This window comes from Variovorax sp. V213 (assembly GCF_041154455.1).
Lineage (GTDB): Bacteria > Pseudomonadota > Gammaproteobacteria > Burkholderiales > Burkholderiaceae_C > Variovorax.
Genome location: NZ_AP028664.1, coordinates 4,602,937 through 4,616,147, shown reverse-complemented (window position 1 = coordinate 4,616,147; position 13,211 = coordinate 4,602,937). Strand labels below are relative to the sequence as shown.

13 protein-coding genes are annotated in these 13,211 nt (G+C 66.8%); 11 read left to right on the top strand and 2 right to left on the bottom strand.

All coding sequences use genetic code 11. From position 1 onward, the window contains the following. Window positions 1–12 precede the first annotated feature (12 nt). The 11 genes from ACAM55_RS21880 to ACAM55_RS21830 all read left to right on the top strand — a co-directional run bounded on the left by ACAM55_RS21880 (window position 13) and on the right by ACAM55_RS21830 (window position 11,997). Entirely contained in the window at window positions 13–408 is a 396-nt protein-coding gene (locus ACAM55_RS21880) for a DUF4150 domain-containing protein (RefSeq protein WP_369653535.1), read from the top strand. 101 nt (window positions 409–509) lie between these two features. Continuing rightward, window positions 510–2,855 carry a type VI secretion system Vgr family protein gene (locus ACAM55_RS21875; protein ID WP_369653534.1) on the top strand — a complete coding sequence of 782 codons (2,346 nt, stop codon included), beginning with the start codon at window positions 510–512 and terminating at the stop codon, window positions 2,853–2,855. Between the two features lie 3 nt (window positions 2,856–2,858). Further along, a complete protein-coding gene (locus ACAM55_RS21870; RefSeq protein WP_369653533.1) occupies window positions 2,859–3,347 on the top strand; it encodes a DUF6484 domain-containing protein in 489 nt (162 codons plus the stop codon). A gap of 13 nt (window positions 3,348–3,360) precedes the next feature. Further along, window positions 3,361–4,413 (top strand): DUF2169 domain-containing protein, encoded by a 1,053-nt coding sequence (locus tag ACAM55_RS21865; protein ID WP_369653532.1) that lies wholly within the window; start codon window positions 3,361–3,363, stop codon window positions 4,411–4,413. Between the two features lie 2 nt (window positions 4,414–4,415). After that, window positions 4,416–5,483 carry a hypothetical protein gene (locus ACAM55_RS21860; RefSeq protein WP_369653531.1) on the top strand — a complete coding sequence of 356 codons (1,068 nt, stop codon included), beginning with the start codon at window positions 4,416–4,418 and terminating at the stop codon, window positions 5,481–5,483. Window positions 5,484–5,486: 3 nt separating this feature from the next. Beyond that, window positions 5,487–6,404 (top strand): DUF4150 domain-containing protein, encoded by a 918-nt coding sequence (locus ACAM55_RS21855; protein ID WP_369653530.1) that lies wholly within the window; start codon window positions 5,487–5,489, stop codon window positions 6,402–6,404. Between the two features lie 11 nt (window positions 6,405–6,415). Then, the gene (locus tag ACAM55_RS21850; protein WP_369653529.1) at window positions 6,416–7,330 is read left to right on the top strand and encodes a type VI immunity family protein; all 915 of its coding nucleotides are present in this window, start codon (window positions 6,416–6,418) and stop codon (window positions 7,328–7,330) included. A gap of 31 nt (window positions 7,331–7,361) precedes the next feature. Further along, window positions 7,362–8,012, top strand: a complete 651-nt coding sequence (locus ACAM55_RS21845; protein WP_369653528.1) for a hypothetical protein — start codon at window positions 7,362–7,364, stop codon at window positions 8,010–8,012. Window positions 8,013–8,023: 11 nt separating this feature from the next. After that, window positions 8,024–9,277 carry a TIGR02270 family protein gene (locus tag ACAM55_RS21840; protein ID WP_369653527.1) on the top strand — a complete coding sequence of 418 codons (1,254 nt, stop codon included), beginning with the start codon at window positions 8,024–8,026 and terminating at the stop codon, window positions 9,275–9,277. 144 nt (window positions 9,278–9,421) lie between these two features. Next, complete coding sequence (gene tagH / locus ACAM55_RS21835) at window positions 9,422–11,140, top strand: type VI secretion system-associated FHA domain protein TagH (RefSeq protein ID WP_369653526.1); 1,719 nt, start codon at window positions 9,422–9,424, stop codon at window positions 11,138–11,140. A 32-nt stretch (window positions 11,141–11,172) separates the two neighbouring features. Further along, window positions 11,173–11,997: a PP2C family serine/threonine-protein phosphatase gene (locus ACAM55_RS21830; protein ID WP_369653525.1), complete on the top strand. Its 825-nt coding sequence runs from the start codon at window positions 11,173–11,175 to the stop codon at window positions 11,995–11,997. A gap of 30 nt (window positions 11,998–12,027) precedes the next feature. On the opposite strand, the gene ACAM55_RS21825 is transcribed toward ACAM55_RS21830, so the two are convergent. Next, window positions 12,028–12,588: a hypothetical protein gene (locus tag ACAM55_RS21825; RefSeq protein WP_369653524.1), complete on the bottom strand. Its 561-nt coding sequence runs from the start codon at window positions 12,586–12,588 to the stop codon at window positions 12,028–12,030. A gap of 64 nt (window positions 12,589–12,652) precedes the next feature. Further along, window positions 12,653–13,135, bottom strand: coding sequence for an Hcp family type VI secretion system effector (locus tag ACAM55_RS21820; protein ID WP_369653523.1), 483 nt, complete (start codon window positions 13,133–13,135; stop codon window positions 12,653–12,655). Window positions 13,136–13,211: the final 76 nt, after the last annotated feature.

Genomic DNA, 13,211 nt, shown 5'->3' with positions numbered 1-13,211 from the left:
GCGGAGCACAGCATGTTCGCCAACTGCCAGCTGATGGGCACCGACATGGGCTTTCCCGATGTCTGCATCACGCCCGCCGCGCCATCGCCGATTCCGGTGCCGTACCCGAACATCGCCATGGGGCCGATGGCGATCCCGAACTGCCCCACGATCCTGATCATGGGCGGGCCGGCCCACAACCTGGGCACCACGATCCCGATGACCAACGGCGACAACTCCGGCGTGCTGCTGGGTGTCGCATCGGGCACCGTGATGGGACCGAGCCGCCATCTCACCGGCGCCTTCACGGTGCTGTGGAACGGCATGCCCGCCACGCGGCTCACCAGCGTTTCGCTGCAGAACAGCACCAACTGCCCGGGCGTGCGCACGGTGCCCAGCCAACCGCTCGTTCTATTGCTGGCGCCCTGAGGGGCCTTGGTGCCGCCACGGCGCGCCGCATGCGGGGTGCGCCGGACAACTGGAAAGTGTGAGGGAGAGGGACGGAAAGGAGAGGCTCAGAGCCGAACGCCATGGCCGATCACGAGTTCAGCATAAAAAGCGATTCGCCCGTCAGCGACAAGCTGAAGTTCTGGCGCATCGTGGGGCACGAGGTGCTCGCACGCCCCTCGGCCTACGAACTGACGGTGCTGGCCGAGAACGAGACGATCGACGCCAAGGACATTCTCGGCCGGTCGTTCGACGTGGTGATCGAATTCACCGACAGGGACAACGGCAAGCACGAGCGCCACTGCCAGGGCCACGCGGTGCGCTTCTCGCGGGTGGCGCAGATCGGGCGCTACTTCGAATACCGCATCAGCCTGCGCTCTTGGTTCTGGCTGCTTACCAAGCGCATCAATTCGCGCATCCTGCAGGAAAAGCCGGTGCTCGGCGTGCTCGATGCGGTGCTCGAGGACAGCAGGATCAGCGGGCTCAAGAAGATCAAGTCTGGCAAGGTGATCGGCCCGCACACGCCGCATACCTACTGCGTGCAGTATCAGGAGAGCGACTACCAGTTCCTTTCGCGGCTCCTGGAAGAGGAGGGGATCTACTACTGGTTCGACGCGCACGATGCGCCCGGCACCATGCACCTGTCGGACACGAGCACGCTGGCGCACGACAAGCTCCCCGCCGCGGACACGCTGCAATACGCAGCCACCCACGCCACCGAGGCGCGCTTCAACGAGATCACGCGCTGGGTCAGCGCGCGCCAGTTCGAGTCGGGCCGTTTTGCTTCGCGCGATCGCGATTTCAAGGTCATCAGCAAGGAGCTGCGAGCCGACAGGGGCGACCCGGACACGCACGAGTTGTCCGATCTCGAGGTGTTCGAATTTCCGGGCGGCTACACCGCGACCGACGACACCGACAACCTGGCGCAGGTACGGCTGGACGAACTCATCGGCCGTCGTCAGCGCCACTGGGCGCTGACGACCTGGCCCGATGTGACGGCGGGCCGCAGCTTCACCTTCGAGGGCGACCCCGACACCACGCGCAATGGCGACTACATCATCGGCGCCTGCACCTTCGCGGCCAGCCACCCTGGCTACGAGTCCATCGCCTTCGACGAGATCCGGCGCCCGGTCGACGAGGTGCTGCACGAGGCGCTCGAAGACGATCCGGTCAACGATGGAATGCTTGCAATGCTGCGCGACATGGTGGCCGGGACGCCCGCCCTGCATGCTGGCGAGCGCGGCACCAGCGCCTTTCTCATGACCGTGATGCCGCTCGACGTGCCCTGGCGCCCACCGCGGCTCACGCCGCGCGTCGCCATGCGCGGACCGCAGACCGCCATCGTCGTGGGCCGAAGCGGCGAGCAGATCTGGACCGAGGAGCATGGCCGCGTGAAGGTGCAGTTCCATTGGGACCGCTACGGAAAGAACGACGAGAACAGCTCTTGCTGGGTGCGCGTGTCGCACCCATGGGCTGGCAAGAGCTGGGGGGCCATCAGCATCCCCCGCATCGGCCAGGAAGTGATCGTCGACTTTCTCGATGGCGATCCTGACCAGCCCATCATCGTCGGGCGTTTCTACAACGGCGAGTCGATGTCGCCCTATGGCCTGCCGGCGGGCGCCGTGGTGAGCGGCATCAAGTCGAATACGCACAAGGGCAAGGGCTACAACGAACTGTCGATGGACGATACCGCGGGCAAGGAGAAGGTGACGATCCACGGCCAGTACGACATGAACACCACGGTAGAGCACGACCAGACGACCACCGTGCACAACAACCGCACCGACAGCGTCGATGTCGACGACTCGGAGACCGTGGGCAGCAACCAGACCCAGAGCATCGGCGCGAACCAGACGATTTCCGTTGGTGCAAACCGCGAGGAGTCGGTGGGAGGCACCGAAACCATCACCATTGGCGGCCACCGGACCGAAACCGTGAACGGCGGCGAAACCGTGACCATCAACGGCGGGCGCAGTCACACCGTGAACGGCATGCAGACCACCACCATCTCGGTGGCCGAGGCGCACACCGTGGGCGCGGGGCGCATGCACAGCGTGGGCGCTGGCGAGGCCATCAACGTGGGCGGCGTGCAGGCCGTGACGGTGGGCGGCGCGCAGATCGTCAGCGTGGGCGGCGTGCAGAAAGTCAGCGTGGGTGCGCTGCAGTCGATCTCCGTCGGCGGTCCGCACAAGCTGTCGGCCGCGGTGATCTCCGAGACATCGAAGGGGCCGATCAAGATCAAGGCCGGCGCCATCTGCATGGTCGAGGCACCCACCATCATGCTCAAGGCCGGCGGCAGCAAGATCGTCATGAACGCCAGCGGCATCACCATCAAGGGCGCCAAGATCACCATCAAGGCCGACGGCAGCGCGTCTTTCAAGGCTGGCGGCTCGATCAAGATCAAGGGCTCCAACCTGGGAGAGGACTGAGCCGTGGAAGACCACACCGATCTTCAGAGCGCGCGCAGCGTGCTGCACAGCGTGGCGGCCTGGTCGAAGCTGTCGGGCCAGGGCGTGGCGGTGGCCGTCTTTGCAGGCTTCGATGCCGAGGGGCGCTTCCTGGTCACCCTGGGGGAAGGCATGGCGCCGGTGCAGGCGCTCTCCACCGTCGGCCTGGCGCCCGGCGATGCCGGTGCGGCCATCGTCGTGGCCTTCGAGCAGGGCGAAGCGCGGCACCCCGTCATCGTCGGGCGCGTGCAGCCGCCGCGCACCGACGCACCGCAGGCGCGCGAGGCGGGCGCTTACGCCAACGTCGACGGCGAGCGCGTCGTGCTCCAGGCGCGCGAGCGCATCGAGCTGCGCTGCGGCGACGCCAGCATCGTGCTCACGCGCGCGGGCAAGGTGCTGATCAACGGCAACTATGTGCTCTCGCGCTCGCGCGGCGCCAACCGCGTCAAGGGTGCCTACGTGGGCATCAACTGACGAGGCGCATGTCATGTGGCAGTTGGACAACCGAACACCCTACGCCGCCGAACGCACCTGGGTGCGCGATCGCGACGGTGCGGAGATCTGGCTCGTCGCGGTGAAGTGCAGCTTCGACATTTCACCCGATGGCGAGACAAGCGTCGCACCCGAGCAACCACCCGTTGCGCAGGCGCCCGTCTTCGTCGACGAGGCCGCGCCCCAGCCGAGCCTCCTCTACGAGATGGATCTGGTGCGCACCAAGCAGACGACCGACGTGCTGCTCATCGGCCACGCCCATGCGCCCGGCGGCGTGCCCGTGACGCAGCTCGACGTGGGCCTGCGGGTCGGTCCCATCGCCAAGCGGCTGCGCGTGACCGGCGACCGCGTGTGGCTGGGCGGCGCGCCATCGGAGCCCGAGCCTTTCAGCGCCATGCCGCTGGTGTGGGAGCGCGCGTACGGCGGCGTCGACCCGTGGACGCGCAATGCGCCGTTGCCGCAGTTCGACGTGCGCAACCCCGTGGGCACCGGCTTCGTGTTGGAGGCCGCGCACGCGGAAGGCCTGCGGCTGCCCAACATCGAGTACCCGGATCAATGCGTGCGGACGTGGAGCGACCGGCCCGAGCCCGCGGGCTTCGGACCGCTGTGCAACCACTGGCAGCCGCGCGCGGGGTTTGCGGGGACGTACGACGAGGCGTGGCAGCGTGATCGGTTGCCGTTGCTGCCGGTGGATTTTGATGACCGGCACTATCAGTGCGCGCCGGGGGATCAGCAGGCGCCGCAGTTTCTGGTGGGCGACGAGCCAGTGGTACTGGTGCACCTGGCGCCGCAACCCGAGATCCGCTTCACGCTGCCGCGCGTGTTGCTGGGCTTCGAAACCTTCTTCTCCGACGACACGAAGGTGCTGCATGAACGGCCGCAGCTGCACACGGTGATCCTTGAGCCGGCCGTGATGCGTGTTTCGCTGGTCTGGCACAGCGCGCTGCCTTGCCACCCCAAGGTTCACAAGCTGCTGAAGACGCGCATTGTCGAGAAACGGCTGCTGCGCCTGGGCGAGACTGTGCCCGGGCAGGCGGTGGAGGCCTGAGCATGGCCGGCGCCGCATTGCAGATCCTCGGGCTCGGCGCCAGCACGCCGATAGGGCGCAATGTGTGGGCCAGCGCCGCGGCGGCGCGTGCCGGCGTGTGTGGCTTTTCCGAGCATCCGTACATGGTCGACACGGCTGGCGAGCCGATGCGTATCGCGCGGGCACCCTGGCTCGACGTGGGCCTCGATGGTGCCGCGCGCCTGGACGCACTGCTACTGCCGGCCATGGACGAGGCGCTGGTGCCGCTCGCACAGGCAGGCGGGAGCTCGCCGCTGCGCCTTGGCTTCGCACTGGCACTGCCGCCGCCACGACCGGGTCGGCCCGACACCCTTGTCGGAGATCTGCTGAAAGCGATCGGCGAGCACCTGCCTGATCGCTTCGCGCGCACCGGACACTTCGAAATGGGCCACGCTGCCGGCTGTCTGGCTCTGTCTGCGGCCGAGGCGGGTTGCGCCCGCGGGGCCTTCGACGCTTGCCTGGTGGCCGGCGTCGACTCCTACCTGTCGTCCGAGACCCTGGAATGGGTGGAGGCCTGCGATCAGTTGCACGGCGGTGGGCCGCTCAACAACGCCTGGGGCTTCATCCCCGGGGAGGCTGCGGGTGCGGTACTCCTCGGAACACCCGACCTGGTGCGGCGCTGTGGCCTCGTGCCTCTGGGCGAGGTGGTTTCGGCGGGCATCGGAATGGAGTCCAAGCTCATCAAGACCGACGAGGTGTGCGTCGGCGAGGGCCTGACCCAGGCCTTTCGCGCGGCCCTGCAGGTTCTTGCGCCCGGCGAGCAGGTGCACAACGTGTTCTGCGATCTCAACGGGGAGCCCTACCGCGCCGACGAGTTCGGCTTCGCCACGCTGCGCACTGGGGAGCACTTTCGTGCAGCGTCGGACTTTGTCGCGCCAGCCGATTGCTGGGGCGACGTGGGTGCGGCGGGTTCGCTGCTGCACGTCGCGTTGGCGGTCATCGCCAGTCGCAAGCGCTATGCCGAGGGGCCGCTGTCGATGGTGTGGGGCAGTTCCGAGTCGGGCGAACGCGGGGCGGTGCTGGTGCGCTGCGCCGAATCGATGGGAGGCTGATTCGTGCCGCTCACCATCAGGGTCAACGGCACCAGTCTCACACTGGTCCACAAGTTCAGCATCGGCATCAGCACCGCGACGATCCCCGACGTGTGCAAGACGCCGAGCCCCGGTGGGCCCGTGCCGGTCCCCTACCCGAACATCGCCAATTCGATCACGTTGTCGAGCGGCACCAGCACCGTCAAAGGCGACAAGGCGATGGCCGCGAACAAGGGTTCGAAGTTCGCCATCTCCAACGGTGACAACGCAGGTGTGGCGGGAGGCGTGAAGTCCAGCACCTTCATGAAGGAGGCCACCTGGATCCTCTACTCCTTCGACGTGAAGATGGACGGGAAGAACACGGCCCGGCTCACGGACAAGATGTTCCATAACTCGGAGAACGCGGCGAATCTGGGCGGGGTGGCGCAGCAGCCGCTAATCACCGCCCTGGGGGACGCTGCCCTGGCGCAAGAGCTTTGCGAAGCCGCGTGCCAGGCCCTGAAAGACAAGGAAGCGGCTGACGCCAAACTACCGCCAGGGCAGGCTTCCACTGACCAATACCAGCGCCGCATGCGCAACATCGTCGATCCCAAGGACGCCGCCGGTGCGCGCGGCGGCAAACCAGGCCTGCTCACAGAGGTCTCGCAGGATTTGAAGAGTGGGAAACTCATCGGCAAACATGGCGCAGATGTCGGCAGTGGTTTGGGATGTGCCAGGTGGGACATCCTGCTGGTCGACGCAACGAAAGCCGTTGGGAAAAAAGTGCTGACGCTTGCCGATGTGGAGAAGATCATCGAGGTGAAATTTCCCGGCGATTCGCCTACGGACAATCAGGAACGTCTGCGAAAGGCACACCCGGACACGGACAAGAAGCTGAAGGAAATGAAGGTCAGAAAAAAAGGGGCGAAGGACGCCAAAGGCGCTGACTGCCTGTGTACCTGAAAGGAAAACTTATGAATGAGTCCCTATTCACCCTGACGGACGAAGGTGAGAGCGTGGCGACGCCCTGCATCGAGATCGTCGCATTCGCCTATGGGCTGCCTGAGAACATTGGAGCGGGCCTTGTGCGATTTCTTCGCGCGTACACGGACGCCTTTGGCAATCAGCAGCGCTTCTATCGCACTGGCGACATGAAGCGCTTCCGCGTTCAGGATGCCAAGGCGAGTGAGGGACCGAATCACTGGTTTTCGGACCCGGACATACTCTCAACCAAAATACTGGGCTATCGGTCGCATTCGGGGAAGAAAGCCGGCCAGGTTCAGTCACCAGCGATTGATATGGCGTTGCTGGGCCCTATGGATCCGCCGCGCTTTGTGCTACGAATGGCGCTACCCGCCGTGTGGGGCGACCATCCCGAGGATGTGATCGCGTTGGCCCAGGATGCGCTCGCTGACTTCCCGCTCAGCAGTGGGTATGCCGGCTATTCCTTGCTTTGGGACGACTTGGACCCATTGGTGGATCGGGAAGTCCTCCAATGGTCGGTCCCGCTGATGCTGCGGTATCCGGGCCTCGGCTACGGCGATGCCATGCGAATGTCGAATGGGGTGCAGCATGGTGTCGCGGCCGTCAATTGGTTGACCTTCCTTGGAGTCGAAGCGGCGGCGGCACTTGGCGGCCTGGCAACCCTTGAGCGAAGTGCGCCCGTGGGGGTGTCCGCGCTTGCGCTCGGCAAGGCCGGCGTGATCTTGCGCGCCGGCGATGCGCCGCAGATCGGTGACGTGAATCGGCAAGAGACCGTGCCGATCTATGGCGCCGTGGGCAAGCTTATCGCGCACGTGGTGGCGCCCGACGAGGCGCTGGACCAGATATTCATCAAAGACATGTCCGAGGAGGCGGCGCATGACTGGCTTCGACGCTTCTTCGTCTGAGCGCTACAGCGGCCCGGTTCTGCTTCAGGCCATGCTGGAGCACGGCCCCGAAGGATCGGTCGAGCTTGTGGAGCGGCGCTTTCGCGTCTTTCTTGATGCGGTCGACGCGGGGTTTTTCTTTCCGGGGAGGCGGCTTCCTTCGGCGCCGGCCGAGCTTCGCGCCGCCGGCACGTCGGTGCAGGCGCGGCTGCAAGTCGAGGATCTTCCTGTCACGGCCCTGGATGTGCTGGGCGGCATGCTGGCCGATTGCCGCCAACACGAAGTCCTTTTCCACGCGGCGCGTGCCGTGCTGGGCCAGCGCGAACTTGACTTGCTCCGCGAGAGAGGCATGCGTCCGGCTGCTCCGGAGGAACCGCCGTTCGAAGTCGAATTCCCCGAGGACATGGGCGGCAATTACGCATTGCTGGTCGAGATCGAATTCGCGCAGCCGGTGCAGCCCGAAGTCCAGCAGGGCCTGCTCGAAACCCTGGCGCTGTGGGACGCGTTGACGCTCGCGTATCCCAACGATCCCGACGAGGCGGTGGAAGTCAGCGGCGCGCAGGCCATGTTCAACGATCCGCGCACGATCCACTATCACGAATGGATCTGGGACAACGCGGACGCCGAGGCGTGGGATCTCATCGTCAACCTCTGCTGCGCCTGGCACCAGACCCTGCCCATCGTGCGGCTGCACTTCGAGTAGGAGCCTGTCCTGTGGAATCCTACACGCTGCTTCCCGTTGTCGCCGAGCACGCCGACGAAGCCGCCTTCCTCTGGCTGCAGCGCGCCAGCGCAGTCCACGCGCCCAACTACTCGCCCCAGCAATTCGCCGACCTCGACGAACGCCTTGCCGCCCACATCGACGGCCTGCGCGTTGCCGGCGAAGAAGGCTGGGAGCATGCGCTGGCGCTCACCGACAACGAAGGCCCCGAGGACTTCTTCGTCGCCGCCGTGCTCGCCATCGAAGCGGTCGACAGCCGCTTCGACGATCTGGTCGAGCGCGCAAAGGACTTGCCCGAGGTCGTGCCCGGCCTGGTCTCCGCGCTCGGCTGGGTCGAGCCGAAGTATCTCAACGGCCGCGCCAAGGCGTTGCTCGAAGACGCTTCGCCGCTGCGGCAGAAGCTCGGCTTGGCGGCTTGCGCGCTGCATCGGCGCGATCCGGGCCCGGTGCTCGGGCAGCTGCTCGCGGCTGCGCCGGACAGCGTGCGCATCCGTGCGCTGCGCGCAGCCGGCGAGCTGGGCCGTGCCGATCTGCTGCCGCAGGCGCGATCGCTGCTCGGCGAGACCAAGCCCGAGTTGCGCTTCTGGGCCGCGTGGGCGGCGGTGCTGCTCGGCGACCGGGCGCAGGCACTCGATGTGCTCACGGCCTTCGCGCTGAAGAGCGGGCCGCGCCAACCGCGCGCATTCCAGCTTGCGCTGCAGGCGATGGAGGTTGCGCCGGGCCACGCGCTGCTGCTCGAAAGCGCTGCGCTGCCCGAGGCGCAGCGCCTGCGCATCATCGGTTCGGGTTTCATCGGCGACCCGCGCTACGTGCCATGGCTCATCGAGCAGATGGTGCATCCTGCCATCGCGCGGATTGCGGCCGAAGCGTTCGTCACCATCACCGGCGTCGACTTCAACCTGGAGCAGATGGAAACCCCGCCGCCCGATGATTTCGAAGACGGCCCCACCGAAGACCCCGACGATGAAAACGTCGAACTCCCGGAGGACATTGCCTTGCCCTGGCCCGATGTCGGGAAGATCCGCCAATGGTGGCTTGCAAACCAGTCGCGGTTCGTGCCCGGAGGGCGCCACTTCATGGGACAGCCGGTGTCGGCCTCCTCATGCGCCGGCGTGCTGCGCGAGGGCTTCCAACGGCAGCGCGTGGCGGCAGCGCTGCACCTGTGCCTGCTTGACGCCGGAGCGCCGCTTTTCGCAACCAGCGCGCCTGCCTGGCGACAGCAGCGCTGGCTCGACAAAGTGGCGTAAGACGCCATCGCAATAAAGACATACCTCTTAAGGCGAGATTGCCAACCCGCCCCCCGGAATGAATACTCCTTCTGAGTTTTTTCACCCGTGCAAGCGCGGGCTGTGTTCGGGCGTAGAAGGGCATAGAGCCTCGGGGGCCGATTCATGATCCATATTGCTGTCATCACCCGGCAAGGCGCCCCGGCGGGGCAGGCCATTGCCGCCGATTTCGGCCCCAACGGGGGCACCATCGGGCGTGCGGACACCAACACGCTGGTGCTGGTCGATCCCGACCGCACGGTCTCGCGCGTGCATGCGCAGGTGCTGTGCCGCGACGGGCAGTATTTCGTCATCGACCGCGGCAGCAATCCGATGCAGTGCAACGGTGTGCCGCTGGGCTCGGGCAAGGAAGCCGCGCTCACCGACGGCACGCAGCTCGTGGTGGGCAGCTTCGAGCTTCGCGTGCGCGTGATGGCTGCCGCCGTGGCCCCTTCGCTGGCCGTGCCGAACACGGTGATGAAAGCCCCTGCATCCACGGCAGCGGTGTCGAGCGACGATCCCTTTGCGGACCTGCTGGCGGGGCTTGCGCCTCCGCCGCCACCGTCGGGGCCCGCCGCGGCGCCCAAGGCATCGTCCGCTGCTTCGGCCGCGTCCGCCGACTCGCTGCTGTTCCCGGACCCGATGCAAAGCGGCTCGCGCAATGCGCAGGCCGCGCAGATCGATCCCTTTGCCAATCTGCTGGGGCCTGCGTCTTCTTCTCCATCGTCGTCATCGGCACCGGGCACGAACTTCGGTGCGCTCGACGATTTTTCCGACCTGGGCGCGCCGCCCGCAAGCGGCAAGGCCGCCGGCATCGACGAGCTCTTCGGCGGCATGGGCGGTGGGGGCGGCATCGGCGGCGATCCGCTCGCGCTTTCCCCGCTGGCCGACCCCCTGCTGCAACCCAATACGGCCTCGGACGCCGATCCGCTGGCGGCGCTGCAGCGCGCAGCGCCGGCCACGCCGGTGCCGCGCGCGGACCACCTGCCCATCGACCAGTTCGGCTTCACGCCGCCGAAGGCAATCTCCGCGCCGCCGCCTGTCATGCCCCGGCCGGAGCTGCCGCAGTTCGACGACATCACGGGCCAGCCGATCCGCATCAGCGGGCCGGAGGTTTCGCTGCTCGATCCGATCGAGCCGTTGCCGCAACCGGCGCCTCCCGCGCCGCGGCCCCAGCCGCAACCCGTGGCAGCGCCAGTCGCCAAGGCCGCAACGCCGTCAGCGCAGCGCATTGCCTCCGACGACGAACTGCTCGCCGCCTTCCTGCGCGGCCTGGCCAGCACGCACCAGCCGCCCGAGATGCTCACGCCCGGCCTCATGGAGCGCATCGGCTCGATTCTTCGCAGCGCCACCGAGGGCACGCTGCAGCTGCTGCTCACGCGCCAGGAGTTCAAGCGCGAGGTGCGCGCCGAGGTCACCATGATCGCGTCGCAGGCCAACAACCCGCTCAAGTTCTCGCCCACGGTGGAGGTGGCGCTCGCGCACTTGCTGGGGCCCGGCGTGCGCGGCTTCATGCAACCGGAGGCCGCCATGCGCGATGCCTTCAACGACCTGCGCGCCCACCAGTTCGGCGTGATGGTGGGCATGCGGGCGGCGCTGGCGCACGTCATTGCGCGCTTCGAGCCCGAAGAGCTCGAGAAGAAGATCGCGTCCAGGTCGGCACTCGACGCGTTGTTCAGCGCCAACCGAAAGGCGAAGCTCTGGGATCAGTTCGTGGCGCTCTACGGCGGCATCGCGAGCGAGGCCGAAGACGACTTCCACAACCTCTTCGGCAAGGCCTTTCTGCAGGCCTACGAAGAACAGATGGCGCGCCTGAAGGCCGACGTGCCGCCCGGTGGCAACTGAACCCTCCGACACAGAAGCAAAAGGCACTCCGCTTGGAAATCGAAATCGTCACGCTGTCCCGGCAGGGCGGCCGCAACTACAACGAAGACGTGCATGGCCACTGGCACGACGAGCGCTATGTCGCGTGCCTGGTGGCCGACGGCGCGGGCGGCCATGGCGGCGGCGACGTGGCGGCGGCCACGGCGCGCACCAGCATGCTGGCCGGCTTCTCGGCCGCGCCGAGCCTGGACGAGGCGAGCCTGCGCGCGCTGGTCGAGCAGGCCAACCTCGACGTGGTCGCGCGCCAGGCCGAAGGTGGCAAGCTGGCCGGCATGCGCTCGACCATCGTGTTCGCGGCCATCGACCTGGAGCAGCAGGTGCTCGCCTGGGTGCACAGCGGCGACAGCCGGGCCTACCTGTTCCGCGGCGGCGCCGTGGTGGCGCGCACCACCGACCACAGCCTGGTGCAGCAGATGGTCGCAGGGGGCATGCTCGACGAGGAGGGCGCGCGCCTGCATCCGCAGCGCAACATGCTGCTGTCGGCGCTCGGCTCGGTGGAAGAGGCGCCCGACATCACGGTGTCGGACCGCATGCGCCTGTTGCCCGGCGACGTGCTGCTGCTGTGCAGCGACGGCGTCTGGGAGCCCCTGGGCGACGAAGTGCTGGTCGACACGCTGCATGCTTCGCGCACGCCCAGCCAGTGGACCGAACTGCTCGACGCGCAGATCAAGTCGCATGCCAAGCCCGGGCACGACAACTACACGGTGCTCACGCTGTGGGTGATTGCGGACGACGGCGACGCAACGCGCCTGCTGCCGGCGGGCGGCGAAGTGACGATGCCGGCGGGCCTGGAGCCCACCGAAAAGCCGGCGGACTAGGCGCGTGCCGGGTCGTCCCCGGCCGCGGCCTCAGGGCTTCTTGGGCCGGTAGGCCTTGAGCTTGCCCGTCACGGTGACGTCTACCGTCACCACCACGAGGGCCGATTCCATCTTGCCGTTGTCCTGCCGCTTCATCAGCTTGCGGGTGGTGGTCGAGGTCGAGCTGTCCTTCCAGCGGATCGTGCTCGATCGCACCGCCTCCTTGTTTCCCATGTAGTTCTGCTCCAGCACCGTGATGGCGCCGGTGCCCGGGTTCTTGGAGAGGATCGAGGTGTGGTGCGGATGGCCGACCGTCACGGAAGGACTGTCCACCCAGCCCGAGTCGTCGGAAAAGGTGACGTCGGTGGTGGTGGTCGTCGTCATCTCGTAGTCGCGGTACTGGAGGATGTCGCCAGGCAGGGCATCCTTGAGCGCGACTTCGTCGCCCCAGACGTAGTCGGCGTCGTCGCCCATCGGACCGAAGTCCGACGAGGTGCCGGCGCCGGCCTGGAGCAGGGCCTTGTTGGCCAGGTCCCAGCATTCGCCCGCGCCGATCTGCTTGCCGACCTGTGCGCTGGCCCACTGGAGGGCCTTGGCGTTGAGTGTTGCCATCGCGTGTCTCCGGCTCGAAGGTTGAAGCGGCCTCCGGCCGCGAGCGGCAGCCGGAGAGGCGCGTTCAGACCTTCTTGTTGGCCGCGATGTCCCAGCCGGTTTCCTTGGTGCCGTCGCCGGAGCCGTCGGACTTCTGGGGCGTGTACTCGTACTTGAACTTCGAGAAGTTCAGCGTAATGGTTTCGGTCAGGCGGTCTTCGCCCCCGCTGCCGCCGGTGTGGATGTTGCTGACGATGATGTCTTCCATCGTGAGCTTGATGTATTCGAGCGGCGTGGCGCCGGCCTTGCGGACCACCAGCGTGCCCTTCTTGATGTGCTGGCCGTTGCAGCAGTCGAGAAGCAGCAGGTGCGAGGAGGAATCGACGTACTTGGTGACCGAGAGGTCCTGCACGCTCACCTTGCCGGCGCCCGAGCCGCCGCCCACGTGGCCGGTGCCGGACTGGCTGGCGCCCCAGCTCCAGGCGAGAACGTCGATTTCCTTCTTGTGCGAATCGTCCTTGGATTCACCGTCGACGCCTTCGAGCTTCAAAAACATGTCTGCAGCCATGATGCTTACCTTTCAGTTGTGTGTGGTCGAAAAAAGACAGGGCTTCCGGGCGGTGCCAGAGCGTTGTTGCCCGGGA